The organism is Pseudomonas sp. FEMGT703P (assembly GCF_002786345.1).
In the GTDB taxonomy this organism is placed as follows: domain Bacteria; phylum Pseudomonadota; class Gammaproteobacteria; order Pseudomonadales; family Pseudomonadaceae; genus Aquipseudomonas; species Aquipseudomonas peli.
On sequence record NZ_PGCM01000005.1, the window covers coordinates 1,234,342 to 1,249,633 of the forward strand.

16 protein-coding genes are annotated in these 15,292 nt (G+C 58.8%); 12 read left to right on the top strand and 4 right to left on the bottom strand.

Annotated elements, in window-relative coordinates:
* Position 1: 1 nt before the first annotated feature.
* The 8 genes from CUR33_RS09550 (at position 2) to sthA (ending at position 7,285) form a co-directional block, all read left to right on the top strand.
* Positions 2-1,213: an NADH:ubiquinone reductase (Na(+)-transporting) subunit B gene (locus CUR33_RS09550; protein ID WP_090248040.1), complete on the top strand. Its 1,212-nt coding sequence runs from the start codon at positions 2-4 to the stop codon at positions 1,211-1,213.
* Positions 1,206-1,994 (top strand): Na(+)-translocating NADH-quinone reductase subunit C, encoded by a 789-nt coding sequence (locus tag CUR33_RS09555; protein ID WP_289239431.1) that lies wholly within the window; start codon positions 1,206-1,208, stop codon positions 1,992-1,994. The genes CUR33_RS09550 and CUR33_RS09555 overlap by 8 nt, the downstream gene beginning before the upstream one ends.
* Positions 1,991-2,665 (top strand): NADH:ubiquinone reductase (Na(+)-transporting) subunit D, encoded by a 675-nt coding sequence (locus tag CUR33_RS09560; protein ID WP_177479990.1) that lies wholly within the window; start codon positions 1,991-1,993, stop codon positions 2,663-2,665. Before CUR33_RS09555 ends, CUR33_RS09560 begins: the two co-directional genes overlap by 4 nt.
* Entirely contained in the window at positions 2,665-3,273 is a 609-nt protein-coding gene (nqrE, locus tag CUR33_RS09565) for an NADH:ubiquinone reductase (Na(+)-transporting) subunit E (protein WP_090248035.1), read from the top strand. The genes CUR33_RS09560 and nqrE overlap by 1 nt, the downstream gene beginning before the upstream one ends.
* A gap of 15 nt (positions 3,274-3,288) precedes the next feature.
* Positions 3,289-4,515, top strand: a complete 1,227-nt coding sequence (nqrF, locus tag CUR33_RS09570; RefSeq protein ID WP_289239432.1) for an NADH:ubiquinone reductase (Na(+)-transporting) subunit F — start codon at positions 3,289-3,291, stop codon at positions 4,513-4,515.
* Positions 4,516-4,619: 104 nt separating this feature from the next.
* Positions 4,620-5,543 (top strand): FAD:protein FMN transferase, encoded by a 924-nt coding sequence (locus tag CUR33_RS09575; RefSeq protein ID WP_289239433.1) that lies wholly within the window; start codon positions 4,620-4,622, stop codon positions 5,541-5,543.
* On the top strand, positions 5,540-5,767 hold the full coding sequence (gene nqrM / locus CUR33_RS09580; protein WP_160084923.1) for a (Na+)-NQR maturation NqrM: 228 nt from the start codon (positions 5,540-5,542) through the stop codon (positions 5,765-5,767). Before CUR33_RS09575 ends, nqrM begins: the two co-directional genes overlap by 4 nt.
* 123 nt (positions 5,768-5,890) lie before the next feature.
* The gene (sthA, locus tag CUR33_RS09585) at positions 5,891-7,285 is read left to right on the top strand and encodes a Si-specific NAD(P)(+) transhydrogenase (protein ID WP_090248029.1); all 1,395 of its coding nucleotides are present in this window, start codon (positions 5,891-5,893) and stop codon (positions 7,283-7,285) included.
* A 156-nt stretch (positions 7,286-7,441) separates the two neighbouring features.
* On the opposite strand, the gene CUR33_RS09590 is transcribed toward sthA, so the two are convergent.
* Genes CUR33_RS09590 through CUR33_RS09600 form a run of 3 tightly spaced genes read right to left on the bottom strand, consistent with a single transcriptional unit; the run spans position 7,442 to position 9,051 of the window.
* Positions 7,442-8,158, bottom strand: a complete 717-nt coding sequence (locus CUR33_RS09590) for a glycerophosphodiester phosphodiesterase (RefSeq protein ID WP_090248028.1) — start codon at positions 8,156-8,158, stop codon at positions 7,442-7,444.
* Positions 8,155-8,457 carry a phosphodiesterase gene (locus CUR33_RS09595; protein ID WP_289239434.1) on the bottom strand — a complete coding sequence of 101 codons (303 nt, stop codon included), beginning with the start codon at positions 8,455-8,457 and terminating at the stop codon, positions 8,155-8,157. The genes CUR33_RS09590 and CUR33_RS09595 overlap by 4 nt, the downstream gene beginning before the upstream one ends.
* 12 nt (positions 8,458-8,469) lie before the next feature.
* A complete protein-coding gene (locus tag CUR33_RS09600; RefSeq protein ID WP_167141186.1) occupies positions 8,470-9,051 on the bottom strand; it encodes a PilZ domain-containing protein in 582 nt (193 codons plus the stop codon).
* Positions 9,052-9,145: 94 nt separating this feature from the next.
* Here CUR33_RS09600 and CUR33_RS09605 point away from each other — a divergent pair, with 94 nt between their 5' ends.
* The 3 genes from CUR33_RS09605 to CUR33_RS09615 are packed head-to-tail and all read left to right on the top strand — an operon-like array spanning position 9,146 to position 12,346.
* On the top strand, positions 9,146-10,396 hold the full coding sequence (locus CUR33_RS09605; RefSeq protein ID WP_289239435.1) for a lipoprotein-releasing ABC transporter permease subunit: 1,251 nt from the start codon (positions 9,146-9,148) through the stop codon (positions 10,394-10,396).
* 22 nt (positions 10,397-10,418) lie between these two features.
* Complete coding sequence (lolD, locus tag CUR33_RS09610) at positions 10,419-11,102, top strand: lipoprotein-releasing ABC transporter ATP-binding protein LolD (RefSeq protein ID WP_167144197.1); 684 nt, start codon at positions 10,419-10,421, stop codon at positions 11,100-11,102.
* Positions 11,102-12,346, top strand: coding sequence for a lipoprotein-releasing ABC transporter permease subunit (locus CUR33_RS09615; protein ID WP_289239436.1), 1,245 nt, complete (start codon positions 11,102-11,104; stop codon positions 12,344-12,346). Before lolD ends, CUR33_RS09615 begins: the two co-directional genes overlap by 1 nt.
* Before the next feature lie 51 nt (positions 12,347-12,397).
* Here CUR33_RS09615 and CUR33_RS09620 read toward each other — a convergent pair whose 3' ends face one another.
* Positions 12,398-12,931 (bottom strand): DUF2062 domain-containing protein, encoded by a 534-nt coding sequence (locus CUR33_RS09620; RefSeq protein WP_289239437.1) that lies wholly within the window; start codon positions 12,929-12,931, stop codon positions 12,398-12,400.
* 134 nt (positions 12,932-13,065) lie between these two features.
* On the opposite strand from CUR33_RS09620, the gene CUR33_RS09625 reads away from it, so the two are divergent.
* Positions 13,066-15,291, top strand: coding sequence for a DNA internalization-related competence protein ComEC/Rec2 (locus tag CUR33_RS09625; protein WP_289239438.1), 2,226 nt, complete (start codon positions 13,066-13,068; stop codon positions 15,289-15,291).
* Position 15,292 lies beyond the last annotated feature (1 nt).

The window sequence follows — 15,292 nt, forward strand, 5'->3', positions numbered from 1 at the left end:
CATGGGTATCCGTGCATTCCTCGATAAAATCGAGCACAACTTCGAAAAAGGTGGCAAGTACGAGAGCTTTTATGCGCTGTACGAGGCCATTGACACGTTCTTTTATCGCCCCGGTAGCGTGACCAAAACTACTGCCCACGTGCGTGATGGCATTGACCTCAAACGCATGATGATCACTGTGTGGTTGTGTACCTTCCCGATGATGTTTTTCGGGATGTGGAACACCGGCTATCAAGCCAACCTGATTTTCGCCAACAGCCCTGAACTGCTGGCTGCCCAGGAAGGCTGGCGCTTTGCACTGATCGGTTCACTGGCTGGGTTTGATCCCAACAGCCTGTGGGATAACTTTATCCAGGGCGCAGCGTATTTCCTGCCTGTGTATGCCACGGCGTTTATCGTCGGCGGCTTCTGGGAAGTGCTATTCGCGTCGATCCGCAAACATGAAGTCAACGAAGGTTTCTTCGTCACCTCCGTGCTGTTCGCCCTGACTCTGCCGCCGAGCATTCCGCTGTGGCAGGTCGCGCTGGGTATCAGCTTCGGTGTGGTGATCGGCAAGGAAGTGTTTGGCGGTACCGGCAAGAACTTCCTGAACCCGGCGCTGACTGGCCGTGCCTTCCTGTTCTTCGCCTATCCGGCACAGATGTCCGGTGATGCAGTCTGGACCGCGGTTGATGGTTTCGCTGGCGCAACCTCGCTGAGCCTTGCGGCTGCTGGCGGCATCGAGAATGTGGTGAGCAACGGCATCTCCTGGATGGATGCGTTCTTAGGCACCATTCACGGTTCCATGGGTGAGACCAGCACCCTGGCGATTCTGATTGGTGGCGGCATTCTGCTGATTACCAAGATTGCCTCCTGGCGCATTGTGACCGGCGTAATGCTGGGCATGATCGGCTTTAGCTTGCTGCTCAATGTGCTCGGTTCGAACACCAACCCGATGTTTGCCATGCCGTGGTACTGGCACTTGGTAGTCGGTGGTTTTGCTTTCGGTATGTTCTTTATGGCCACCGACCCGGTGTCGGCTTCCATGACCAATACCGGTAAGTGGATCTTCGGTGCCCTGATTGGGGTGATGGTGGTGATGATCCGTGTGGTCAACCCAGCCTTCCCGGAAGGCATGATGCTGGCGATCCTGTTCGCCAACCTGTTTGCACCGCTGATCGACCACTTTGTCGTTCAAGCCAATATCAAGCGGAGGCTGGCACGCAATGTCTAGTCAAAAAGAATCCACCGTCCGCACGTTGGTGGTGGCCCTGTTGGTCTGCCTGGTGTGTTCGGTGTTTGTTGCCGGTGCCGCTATTGCGCTGAAACCGACTCAAGTGGAAAACCGTCAGCTGGACAAGCAGCGCAGCATTCTGGCGATTGCTGGGCTGGGCGATGCCAGCATGAGCAGTGCGCAGGTCAAAGCCTTGTTTGCTGAGCGCATCAGTGCGCGCATTGTCGACCTCGACACCGGTACTTTCAGCGATGCGCAGAACCCGGCCACGTTCGACCCTCTGAAAGCGTCCAAGGATCCTAAGCTGTCAGCCGCGCTATCTGGCTCGGACGATATCGCTTCGATCAAACGCCGTGAGCGTTTCACCACGGTTTACCTGGTGGAGCAGGATGGCAAGCTGGAAACCGTGATTCTGCCTGTGCGTGGCTATGGCCTGTGGTCGACCCTGCACGGCTTTATGGCGCTCCAGGGTGACCTCAATACCGTTGCTGGTTTCGGCTTCTACCAGCATGCCGAGACTCCGGGTCTGGGCGGCGAAGTGGATAACCCGAAGTGGAAAAGTCTGTGGCTGGGCAAGACCTTGTTTGATGACAAGGGCGAGCTGGCAATTCAGATCATCAAGGGCAACGTCGATGCGCAGAGCGCGCAGGCGACTCACCAGGTCGATGGCCTGGCGGGTGCAACCCTGACCCAGAACGGTGTTAATAACTTGCTGCACTTCTGGCTGGGAGAGAACGGCTTCGCCCAGTTCCTCGCCAATCTGCAAAAAGGGGAGGCTTGATCATGTCGCAGCCAACTATTAAAGAAGTTCTGCTCAACCCGATTTTCAACAACAACCCGATTGGTTTGCAGATTCTGGGGATCTGTTCCGCCCTGGCGGTGACCTCGAACCTGAAAACCGCGCTGGTAATGTCGATTGCTCTGACCCTGGTAACCGGGTTTTCTAACCTGTTTATCTCGATGATTCGCAGCCAGATCCCTAGCTCCATCCGCATGATCGTGCAGATGGTGATCATTGCTTCCCTGGTGATCGTGGTCGATCAGGTGCTCAAGGCCTTTGCCTTTAGCCTCTCCAAGCAGCTGTCGGTATTCGTCGGCCTGATCATCACCAACTGCATCGTGATGGGCCGTGCTGAAGCCTTTGCCATGCAGAACCCGCCGGTGTTGTCGTTCTTCGACGGCATCGGTAACGGTCTGGGCTACAGCGCCATGCTGATCGTGCTGGGCATCGTTCGCGAGCTGTTCGGCGCGGGAAAACTGATGGGTTACGAGATCATTCCGGTGATCAACGACGGTGGCTGGTACCAGCCTAACGGTTTGCTGCTGCTGCCGCCTTCGGCGTTCTTCCTGATTGGGCTGTTCATCTGGGCCTTGCGGGCCTGGAAGAAAGACCAAGTGGAGAAGCCGAGCTTCAAAATGGCGCCTCAGGTATCGAATAAGGAGGCCTACTAATGGAGCATTACCTCAGCTTGCTGGCCAAGGCGGTGTTCGTTGAGAACATGGCATTGGCCTTCTTCCTCGGCATGTGCACCTTTATCGCGATCTCGAAGAAAGTCGAGACCGCGATTGGCCTGGGCATCGCGGTCATCGTGGTGCAGGTCATCACCGTGCCAGCGAACAACCTGATCTACACCTACCTGCTGAAAGATGGCGCGCTGGCCTGGGCTGGTTTGCCGGAAGTGGACCTGAGTTTCCTCGGTCTGCTCAGCTATATCGGGGTGATCGCGGCCATCGTGCAGATCCTCGAGATGCTGCTGGATAAGTATGTACCCAGCCTCTACAACGCCCTGGGGGTTTTCCTGCCGCTGATCACGGTGAACTGCGCCATCATGGGCGGCACCCTGTTCATGGTTGAGCGTGACTACAACCTGGCTGAAAGTACCGTGTATGGCTTTGGTTCAGGCCTGTCGTGGGCGCTGGCGATTGCTGCGCTGGCAGGTATTCGCGAAAAGCTCAAATACAGCGATGTGCCAGACGGCCTGCAGGGCCTGGGTATCACCTTTATTACCATCGGTCTGATGTCTCTGGGCTTTATGTCCTTCTCCGGCGTGCAGTTGTAAGGAAGGGATGCATAGATGATCAATTTAGAGATCCTTATCGCCATCGGCATGTTCACCGGCATCGTGCTGGCGCTGGTGCTGGTTATTCTCGCGGCCCGCGCCAAGCTGGTTTCCAGCGGTGACGTGAGCATCGAGATCAACGGCGAAAAAACCATTGTGGTTCCAGCGGGTGGCAAGTTGCTGCAGACCCTGGCGGCCAACAATATCTTCCTGTCTTCGGCGTGCGGTGGCGGCGGTACCTGCGCCCAGTGCAAGTGTGTGGTCGAGCATGGCGGCGGCGAAATGCTGCCAACCGAAGAGGCTGCCTTCACTCGTCGCGAAGCCAAGGCCGGCTGGCGCCTGTCCTGCCAGACTCCGGTCAAGCAGGATATGAAGATCGAAGTGCCGGAAGAAGTGTTCGGCGTGAAGAAGTGGCAATGCACCGTTGAGTCCAACCCCAACGTGGCCACCTTCATCAAGGAACTCACGCTGAAATTGCCGGAAGGCGAAAGCGTCGACTTCCGCGCCGGTGGTTATGTACAGCTGGAGTGCCCGCCGCACGAAGTGCGCTACAAGGATTTTGACATTCAGGAAGAGTACCGCGGCGACTGGGACAAGTTTAACCAGTGGAAGTATGTGTCCAAGGTCGAAGAGACCGTGATCCGTGCCTACTCCATGGCCAACTACCCGGAAGAAGTGGGTCTGGTTAAGTTCAATATCCGTATTGCGTCGCCGCCACCGGGTAAAGACGATCTGCCACCGGGCAAGATGAGTTCCTACGTGTTCAGCCTCAAACCGGGCGACAAGATTGATGTGTACGGTCCGTTTGGTGAGTTCTTCGCCAAAGACACCGACGCCGAGATGGTCTTCATCGGTGGTGGTGCCGGTATGGCGCCGATGCGTTCGCACATCTTCGACCAGCTCAAGCGCTTGAAATCGACCCGCAAGATCAGCTTCTGGTACGGCGCGCGCTCCATGCGTGAAGCCTTCTACGTTGAGGAATACGATCAGCTGCAGGCCGAGAACCCCAACTTCAAGTGGCATCTGGCGCTGTCTGATCCGCTGCCGGAAGACAACTGGACGGGGCTCAAGGGCTTTATCCACAACGTGCTGTACGAGAACTACCTCAAGGACCACCCGGCTCCGGAAGAGTGCGAGTTCTACATGTGCGGCCCGCCCATGATGAACGCCGCCGTGATCAAGATGTTGATCGATCTGGGTGTGGAGGAGGAGAACATCCTGCTCGACGACTTCGGCGGTTAATGATGAGCCATGTGCTACTGCGGCCCGTTATCGCTGTCAGCTTGCTGACAGCCCTAACGGGCTGTTGGTTTTCAGAGCGTGTAGAAGAGTTTGGCGGCCCGACCATGGGCAGCACCTACACGGTCAAATACGTGCGCAGCAAGGATTCGCCGAGCGTTGAGTCACTCAAGCGCGAGACCGACGCCATCCTGGCTGAGGTTGACGTGCAGATGTCGACCTATCGCGATGATTCCGCCATCGAGCAATTCAACCAGGCCCCTGCGGGTACTTGTCAGGCCATGCCGGACGGGGTGCTGGAGCTGGTCGACGCCGGACGCCTGCTGCATGAGCAAAGTCAGGGTGCACTCGACCTGACCCTGGAGCCGTTGCTCAATCTGTGGGGTTTCGGTCCTAAGGCGCGCGCCGAAAAGGTGCCGACCTCTGAGCAATTGCTCGCCGCGCGTGCGCGGGTGGGCATGCAGCATCTGCGTCGTGACGGGCAGCAGCTGTGCAAAGAGGTTGATGTACAGGTCGACTTCAACAGCATTGCTGCCGGTTATGCGGTGGACAAGCTTGTGCAGCGCTTCACTGAACTGGGCGTGACCAGTTATATGGTTGAGGTAACCGGTGAGCTTAAGGCCGCGGGTAAAAAGCCCGACGGTCAGCCTTGGCGCATTGGCCTGGAGGCCCCGCAGGACGGCCAGCGTGTCGCACAGCGGGTGCTGGCGGTGGATGGCTACGGCATTTCTACCTCAGGTGATTACCGCAATTACTTCGAGGAAGAGGGGCAGCGCTACTCGCACACACTCGATCCGTTGACCGGTGCGCCGATCACCCACAAGCTGGCAGCGGTAACCGTGGCGGACAAATCGACCTTGCGCGCCGATGGCTTGTCTACAGTGCTAATGGTGATGGGCACTGAGCGTGGCCTGGCATTTGCTGAGCGCATGGGGATTGCAGCGTTTTTCGTGACCCGTGATGGTGACGCTTTCGTCACACAGACAACTCAGGCTTTCGAGCAGCTATTCGCTGCAGGAGACGAGCAATGACGTTTTTAGTGGTGTTTCTGGTCATGGTGCTGGTAGTGGGCATGATGGCAGTGGGTGTGATCATGGGGCGTAAGCCCATCGCCGGCTCATGCGGCGGTATTGCCAACTTGGGTATTGAGAAAGAGTGCTCAATCTGTGGTGGCAGCCGTGAGAAGTGCGAAGAGATCAACAGCGAGCCACAAGGCAAAACCGAAGCCCTGGCTTACGACGCGACCAAACGCTAAACGTCCTGTGCCCCGTGAACAAGCTAGGCTGCAGTGAACGTATTGATTGTCAGGCTGCGCGTGCAGTGCTGGCCCTGCCGAGAGCACGGTATAAGTGCTCCGGTGTGATCTGAAGGAGTAAACATGGCGGTCTACAACTACGACGTAGTGGTGCTGGGTTCCGGCCCTGCGGGTGAAGGCGCGGCAATGAACGCAGCCAAGGCGGGGCGTAAGGTAGCCGTGGTCGACAGCCGCCGCGAAGTTGGCGGTAACTGCACCCACTTGGGCACTATCCCGTCCAAGGCACTGCGTCATTCGGTGCGGCAGATCATGCAGTTCAACACCAACCCGATGTTCCGTCAGATCGGTGAGCCGCGCTGGTTCTCCTTTCCGGATGTACTGAAAAGTGCCGAGCGGGTCATCGCCAAACAGGTCAGTTCGCGCACTGGTTACTATGCCCGTAACCGTATTGATGTGTTCTTCGGCACCGGCAGCTTTGCTGATGAGCACACCATTGAAGTGGTGTGCGCCAATGGCGTGGTGGAAAAACTGGTGGCCAAGCAGATCGTCATTGCTACCGGCTCTCGTCCATACCGCCCACTTGACGTGGACTTTAATCATTCGCGTATCTACGACAGCGACACCATTCTCAGCCTGGGTCATACCCCGCGGCGCATCATCATTTACGGGGCGGGTGTAATCGGCTCTGAGTACGCCTCGATCTTCAGTGGCTTGGGCGTATTGGTCGACTTGATCGACAACCGCGATCAACTGCTGAGTTTCCTTGATGCGGAAATCTCCGATGCGCTGAGTTACCACTTGCGTACTAACAATGTGCTTATTCGCCACAACGAAGAGTACGAAAGTGTCGAAGGACTGGATAACGGAGTCATCCTGCACCTCAAGTCCGGTAAGAAGATCAAAGCCGACGCCTTCCTCTGGTGCAACGGCCGTACCGGCAATACCGATCAGCTAGGTCTGGAAAATATTGGCATCAAGGTCAATAGCCGTGGCCAGATCGAGGTTGATCAGAATTACCGTACCCAAGTGTCTAACGTCTACGCGGCGGGAGACGTGATTGGCTGGCCGAGTTTGGCCAGTGCGGCCGCCGACCAGGGCCGTTCGGCTGCGGGCAGCATCGTCGACAATGGCAGCTGGCGCTTCGTTGATGACGTGCCAACCGGCATCTACACCATTCCGGAAATCAGTTCGATTGGTAAGAACGAGCGCGAGCTGACTCAGGCAAAGATCCCTTATGAAGTCGGTAAGGCGTTCTTCAAAGGCATGGCCCGCGCGCAGATTTCCCATGAGCCGGTGGGCATGCTCAAGCTGCTGTTCCACCGTGAAACCCTGGAAGTGCTAGGCGTGCATTGCTTCGGCTACCAGGCCTCGGAGATTGTGCATATCGGCCAGGCGATCATGAATCAGAAGGGTGAAGCCAACACCATCAAGTATTTCGTCAACACCACCTTCAACTACCCGACCATGGCGGAAGCCTACCGGGTGGCGGCGTTCGACGGCCTCAACCGGCTTTTTTGAGCGGCTCCGGCCGGTGGCCTGAGCCGGCCGGGGAGAACCCGTTCAGCGACTCCAGCGACTGGCGTTGGCCTAATCGCGAAAGTTTCTGATCAGGCTTAACGAAAAACCGGCCCTTGCGGCCGGTTTTTCGTTTCTGTAGCTGGGCTATCCGGGAGGTTATTCCAGGGTCGCCACGGCCAGGCCGGGAAAGTCGGTGATGATGCTGTCCACGCCGAAGTCTGCCAGGCGGCGCATCAGGGCCGGTTCGTTGACCGTCCACACCGAGACGTGCAAGCCGGCTTTCTGCGCTTTGAGCAGGCGTTCCGGGGTGCACAGCGTCCAGTTCAGCGCGAGCAGGTGACAGCCGTAGTGCTTGGCCACTTTCAATGGGTCGAGCCAGGCGTATTCGGCGACCAGCCCGCGTTGCAGGTGCGGCGTCAGGCGTTGCAGGGCGCCGAGCACTTCGCGGGAGCTGGAGGTGACGGTGACTTTGTCCGTCAGTTGATAGCGCTCGGCCAATTCGGCAATCGCCTTGACCATACGCGCGGAGCGAACCTTCGAGGCGCTTTTAACTTCCAGTTGCCAGTGCTCGAAATCACAGTGCTGGAACAGCTCTTCCAGTCGCGGGATCGGGCATGGCGTAACGGCGCCAGGGCCGCCTCTGCGTGCGTCGTAAGTAACCAGCTCGGCCGCGTCATGCTCAACGACCTTGCCGCGGTGGCCGGTGGTGCGCTTTAGGGTCGGGTCGTGAATCACCATCAGCTCGCCATCGCGCGACAGGTGCAGATCCAGCTCGCAGCGGCGCACGCCGTGTTTGAGGCATTGCTGGAAGCTGGCCAGGGTATTTTCCGGCACCTCGCCTTTGGCGCCGCGATGACCATAGATGACTGTCACTGTTGCTCCTTGTCGGGCAGGGTTGCGCCGGGCTGATGATGACGCACGCTGTTGATCACGTGTTTGTGCTCGAAGTAGACGCTGAATTCGCGGTAATCCCAGCGGGTGATCGGTGGGTTACCAACGCTAGGATGTTCTTCATCGGCCAGGCCGAAACGCTCGAGCACCGCGCGTTGTGATTCGCCGAACTGCGGCAGCTGTAGTGTGCCGCCACCTTGCTGGCCGATAGGAATTTGCAGGGTATCGGCGTAAGCGCCGAGAGGCAGGAGCAGGGCGAGAAGCAGAAACAGACGGTGCATGGTGGCTCGCTATCAGGGTTGCAGAGGTTGCTCGCGGGCCTGGCGACGCTCCAGGGCCTGGCGCTGCAGAATATGCCGGGCAAGTAGCTGGCGCTGGGCATCGGTCAATGCCTCGAATTCTGCACCGATCTCAAATTGCTGTGAGGGCAATGCTTGGCAATGCACCACCTTGGCCCGCAACAGCAGCCCTAAGGCTTGCGGCATCAGCACCATTTTCAGCGCCAGGTGCGCGCCGGCAGCCACCGGTTGAGGGTTATTGAAGCTGACACCGCCCTCGGACAGACTGACCCTGCGCGGCGTACCAATGTCGCGCAGCAGGCTCTGCGCCACGGCCTGACCGAGCAAGTCGATGCGCTTGTTCATCACCTTGAGGTAGTTGGCCAGGGTGCGATCACGTTCGGTGATGTGCCGCAGCAGGTGTTGCGACTCGAAGTCCATCAGGTGCAGATCGCTGAGCAGGTTGAACAATGGCGAGTTGTCGTGAAGCTCGTCACTGGCCAGGGCTTCGGCGCCTGAGAGTAGGGTGAATTCCAGTGCGATCGTATCGTCGATACGATAGTATTCGCGGCGATCATCTTCATCTTGAGTCGGCATGGCGAACCCATGGCAGCAGTAGTGGTCAGAGTGTAAGGCTGCTCGCCAAGCCCCGCCACAAGGACGTTTCTTTTTCCCTCGAATCAGCCCCGACATGTTCAGACCTCTGTTCGTATTTATCGGCACGCGCTACACGCGGGCCAAGCGTCGCAACCACTTCGTATCCTTTATTTCCCTGACCTCGATGATCGGGCTGGCACTTGGTGTGCTGGTGATGATTCTGGTGCTGTCGGTGATGAACGGCTTCGACCATGAAATGCGCACCCGCGTGCTCGGCATGGTGCCTCACGCTACGGTGGAAAGTGCTGCGCCGATCAAGGATTGGCGCAGCCTGGCCGACCAGGCGCAGCGCAACCCGCAAGTGCTGGCGGTTGCGCCTTTTAGCCAGATGCAGGGCCTGCTGACCAACGACGGCAAGGTGCAGAAAGTGCTGATCAATGCGGTCGATCCGCAGGAAGAAGCCAAGGTCTCGATCATCGGCAACTTCTTTCAGCAGGGTCGCCTGGAGGCTTTGCAGCCCGGTGAATTCGGCATGGTGCTGGGCGACAAGGCAGCCGCCAAACTCGGCGTCGACCTGGGTGACAAGGTCACCTTTGTTGCCCCGGAAGTCACTGTTACTCCAGCCGGCATGTTTCCGCGCCTCAAGCGGTTTACTGTAGTGGGCATTTTTCATGTCGGCGCTGGCGAGATCGACGGTCACCTGGCCCTGACCCATGTGCAGGATCTGGCGCGCTTGCAGCGCTGGCAGGCCGATCAGGTACAGGGCATTCGCCTGAAATTCGCTGATCTATTTGAAGCTCCGCGCACCGCTTGGGCATTGGCGCAAACCTTGGGCGAGGGCGACTACTACGCCCGCGACTGGACCCGTACCCACGGCAACCTGTACCAGGCGATCCGCATGGAGAAGGCGATGATTGGCCTGCTGCTGTTGCTGATCGTTGCGGTCGCTGCGTTCAACATCATTTCCACCCTGGTCATGGTGGTTACCGACAAGAAGGGCGATATCGCTATTCTGCGTACCCTGGGCGCGACGCCACGGCAGATCATGGCGATCTTTATGGTCCAGGGCACGGTGATCGGCGTATTCGGCACGGCGATTGGCGCGGTGCTGGGCTGCCTAGCGGCTTTGAATATCAGCAGTGCGATTGCCGCGCTGGAAGGGTTGTTGGGGATCAAATTCCTCAATGCCGATGTGTATTTCATCGACTACCTGCCCTCGCAGCTGATGCTGGCGGACGTGCTGCTGGTATGCGGCGCGGCGTTGATCCTAAGTTTCTTCGCCACCCTGTATCCGGCCTGGCGCGCGGCGCGCACCCAGCCTGCGGAGGCCCTGCGTTATGAATGATCAGGTTATGAGTGATTCGGTTATGCAAGATCGTGCAGTGTTGAGTTGTCGCAACCTCGGTAAAAGCTACGACGAGGGCCCGCAATCAGTGGTGGTGCTGCATGATTTGCAGCTGGAACTGCACCCCGGCGAGCGCGTGGCGATTGTTGGCAGCTCCGGCTCGGGCAAGAGCACCTTGCTGAATATGCTCGGTGGCTTGGATACGCCGAGCACCGGCAGCGTCTGGCTGGCGGGCGAGGAATTGTCGGCGCTGAATGAAAAGCAGCGCGGCCTGCTGCGTAACCGTGCCCTGGGTTTCGTTTACCAGTTCCACCACCTGCTGCCGGAATTTACCGCGCTGGAAAACGTGTGCATGCCGCTGCTGATTGGCCGCACGCCGATCAGCGAAGCGCGCCAGCGAGCCACCGCGCTGTTGGAGCGGGTTGGTTTGGGCCATCGTCTGGCGCACAAGCCGTCTGAGCTTTCCGGTGGCGAACGTCAGCGTGTGGCCATCGCCCGCGCGCTGGTCAATCAGCCGGGTCTGGTGCTGCTCGATGAGCCCACCGGCAACCTCGATCATCACACCGCGCAAGGCATTCAGGATCTGATGAAGGAGCTGAGCAGCTCGTCGCAGACCGCCTTTTTAGTGGTGACCCACGACATGGCGCTGGCCCAGCAGATGGACCGCATTCTGCGTCTGGAAGACGGCAAGCTGGTGGCCGCCTGATGTTTCGTCCGCTGAGTATCTTTATCGGTATCCGCTATACCGGGGCCAAGCGGCGCAATCACTTTATTTCTTTTATCTCGATGACTTCGATGATTGGCTTGGCCTTGGGTGTGTTGGCCATGATCGTGGTGCTGTCGGTGATGAACGGTTTCCAGAAGGAAATGAGCACGCGCATCCTCGGTATGGTGCCGCACGCCAGCATCGCCGGGACGCAGCCCCTGGATAACTGGCAGCAGGTCGCTGCAGCCGCGAAGAACAATCCGCAAGTAGTCGCGGCAGTGCCGTTTGCCGAGCTCGAAGGCATGCTTTCGGTGCGTGGGGCGATGCAGCCGGTGCAGTTACACGGCATCGATCCGGCGCTGGAACCGCAAGTGTCGATCATCGACAAGCATATGCAGCAAGGCCGTTTGAGCGACCTGCGTGAGGGTGAGTTTGGTGTTGTATTGGGTGAGATCACCGCTCGGCGCTTTCAGCTGCGGGTGGGCGACAAGCTGGCGCTGATCGTGCCGGAGCTAAGCACTGTGCCGGGCGGTATCAGCCCGCGTATGCAGCGCCTTAACGTGGTCGGCATCTTTAAAGTGGGTGCTGAGCTGGACAGCTCGCTGGCGCTGATTCACGTTGCTGATGCGGCGCATATCCAGCGCATGCAGCCGGGCCAGGTGCAGAGCGTGCGGCTGAAGCTGAAAGACCTCTACCAGGCGCCACAAGTCGCTGCGCAGATTGTCGGTGAGCTGGGCGCGGGTTACAGCTCCGCAGACTGGACCCTGACCCAGGGCAGCCTGTTCAGCGCGATGAAAATGGAAAAGACCATGATCGGTCTGTTGCTGCTGCTGATCGTTGCAGTGGCGGCTTTCAATATTATTGCCACGTTGATCATGGTGGTGGCAGACAAGGGCGCAGATATCGCCATTCTGCGCACCTTGGGCGCGACGCCGGCTCAGATCATGGGCATCTTTATGGTGCAAGGTACGGTGATTGGCGTGATCGGTACGGTGATTGGTGCGGTGCTGGGGATTCTCGCGGCGCTGAATGTCAGCCAACTGGTGGGCTGGATCGAGCGCTTGAGCGGCCAGCAGGTGATGAGCTCGGATGTGTATTTCATCAGCAATCTGCCGTCTGAGTTGCTGCTGTCTGATGTGCTGTTGATCTGCGGTGCAGCGTTTAGCCTGAGCTTTCTGGCTACCGTTTACCCATCTTGGCGAGCATCGCGCATTCAACCTGCTGAGGCGTTGCGTTACGAATAAGCTACGCTGGCAGAAACAAAAAAGCCGTTACTCAGTAACGGCTTTTTTGCATCAGTGCTGTACGTTTTGCTGCCGACGTTTTTCCTGGCGTTTGCGCCAGTTGTGCCGCACCCACCAGCGCCAGTAAGCGTTGGTGGCGAAGTAGCCGATCAGGGCGAACAGCAGACCGAGTACTAACGAGCCCAGATAGAGCGGCTGCCAGTGGGTTTGCAGAACATGACCGACCCAGCTGAGGGTGATGTGATCAGGCATTTGCAGGGTAGGCGTGTTCATCAGCCAGGCGCCAAACTTGTAGCTGCAGTAGAACACCGGCGGCATGGTAATCGGGTTGGTCAGCCAGACCAGACCAATCGAAATTGGCAGGTTACCTCGGGCTGGAATCGCCACGGCGGCGGCGGCGGCCATTTGCATGGGCATGGGGATCATCGCCCAGAAAAGGCCGATGGCCATGGCGCGTGAAACAGAATGGCGGTTGAGGTGCCAGAGGTTGGGGTCGTGGATCAGGCTGCCCAGAAAGCGTAGGGATTTATTGCCCTTGATACGGTCTGGGTGGGGCATGTAGCGCTTGAATAAACGACGCGGCATGAAGGCTCTCTGGCGGGTAAAAGCGCCGATATTATGCACCCTTTGATGGCAGTCTGTTTTCACACTTTGTGACAGCAAATAAACAAAAGCTGATCGATAGGTTAAATGCTGTATTCGACTCACGGAGCGAGTCTATGCGCACAGGGATTTTCGCGCTGGTGGCTGGACTGCTGGTGCTGCGCTTCCTTCCGGCTTTGCCGCCCTTATGGCTGCTGGCTGTTCTGCCGGTCGTCGGCTTAATGCTGTTGCCATTTCGCAGCTATCCGATTGCTTTGTTTCTATTTGGCTTCACTTGGGCGTGCGTGTCGGCGCAGTGGGCGCTAGATGATCGCCTGGCGCGGCAGTTGGATGCACGTACCTTGTGGCTGCAAGGGCAGGTGGTTGGCCTGCCCGAGGTGGGCGAGGGCGTGGTGCGCTTTCAGCTGGAGCAGGTGGTTTCCCGACGTGACAGATTGCCCGCACGTTTGCGTCTGGCGTGGTATGGCGGGCCGGCAGTGCGCGCCGGTGAAACCTGGCGTTTAGCCGTACGCCTCAAGCGCCCTCATGGTCTGGTCAACCCTCAGGCATTCGATTACGAAGCCTGGCTGCTGGCACAGCGCATCGGCGCCACCGGTACGGTGAAGAGTGGCGAGCTGATTGCCCCTGCCAGTGGAGCAGTAGCCTGGCGCGACCGCTTGCGTCAGCAGCTCTTGGCAACGCCCGCACATGGCCGCGAAGGCGCGTTGGCGGCTCTGGTGTTAGGCGATGACTCGGGGCTGTCGACTGCAGATTGGCTGGTACTGCAGAACACCGGCACGGTGCACCTGATGGTGATCTCCGGTCAGCATATTGGTTTGTTGGCGGCGCTGTTATATGGCCTGGTTGCCAGCTTGGCGCGTCTGGGGCTCTGGCCGCGCAGTTGGCCCTGGCTGCCTAGTGCTTGTCTGTTGGCTTTTTTTGGTGCGTTGGCGTACGGCCTATTGGCAGGGTTTGAAGTGCCAGTACAGCGCGCTTGCGTGATGATCTGCCTGGTGCTGCTCTGGCGCTGGCGCTTTCGCCATCTGGGTGTGTGGTTGCCCGTGTTGGTGGCATTAATTGCAGTGTTGCTGGGTGAGCCGTTGGCCAGTTTGCAACCAGGGTTCTGGTTGTCCTTTGGCGCAGTCATGCTGCTGATCCTGATCTTCAGCGGTCGGCTCGGTGCCTGGCCTTGGTGGAGCACCCTCCTGCGCGCGCAATGGGCCATGGCTATCGGCTTGTTGCCGCTGCTGCTTGCCCTCGGTTTGCCGGTGAGTGCCAGTGGCCCCTTGGCCAATCTGGTGGCTGTTCCCGTGGTGGGATTACTGGTGGTGCCGCTGGCATTGCTCGGCACCTTATTGATGCTCGTGCCTGGAGTGGGGGCTGCACTGCTCTGGGTAGCCGGCTGGGTGCTGGACCTGCTGTTCGAGTTATTGACGCAATTGGCCCTGTGGCTGCCGGCCTGGTTGCCTAGTGCTTTGCCATTCTGGGCTTGGCTGATGGTGGCGTTGGGCGCGTTGATTTTGCTGCTGCCAGCCGCTTTTCCAATGCGTAGCTTGGGTGCCTTATTACTGCTGCCCTTGTTGTTCAGCCCGCAGCAGCGCCCGGAATACGGGCGAGCCGAAGTGTGGATGCTGGATGTTGGTCAGGGTCTGGCGGTGCTGGTGCGCACCCAGTCGCATGACCTGCTGTATGACGCCGGCCCGCGCTTTGGCGAGTTCGATACCGGTGAGCGCGTCGTACTGCCTTCTCTGCGGGCGCTGGATGTCCGCGCCCTGGATCTGCTGCTGATCAGCCATGCTGATAGCGATCATGCCGGTGGCGCCGCAGCGATCCAGCGCGGTCTGCCAGTCAGGCAGGTGCTCAGTGGCGAAGCGGATAAGCTCGCGCCTTCACTACAGGCCCAAGCCTGCGTCAGTGGCCAGCACTGGCTGTGGGATGGCGTGCAATTCACTACCTGGCGCTGGACGGACGCGACCGATGGCAATCAGGCATCCTGCGTGCTGCGCATTGAGGCCAGCGGCGAGCGCCTGTGGCTGACCGGTGACATCGATAGCCAGGCCGAGCGGGCATTGCTCAACAGCGGTCTGGTTATGCCGGCAGAGTGGTTGCTGGCGCCGCACCATGGCAGTCGCAGTTCATCTTCGGCGGCTTTTCTGGAAAAGGTCAGACCCAAAGCTGCACTGGTTTCCCGTGGTGCGCACAATGCCTTTGGCCATCCGCATGCCGAAGTTATTGAGCGTTACCGGATGTTGGAGGCGCGGCTGTACGACACCGTCGAGCAGGGCGCGGTAAGCATTCGTTTAGGCGCATTCGAGCCTGCGCAGGGTTTGCGCTATCGAGCACGTTTTTGGCGGGAAAAATGAG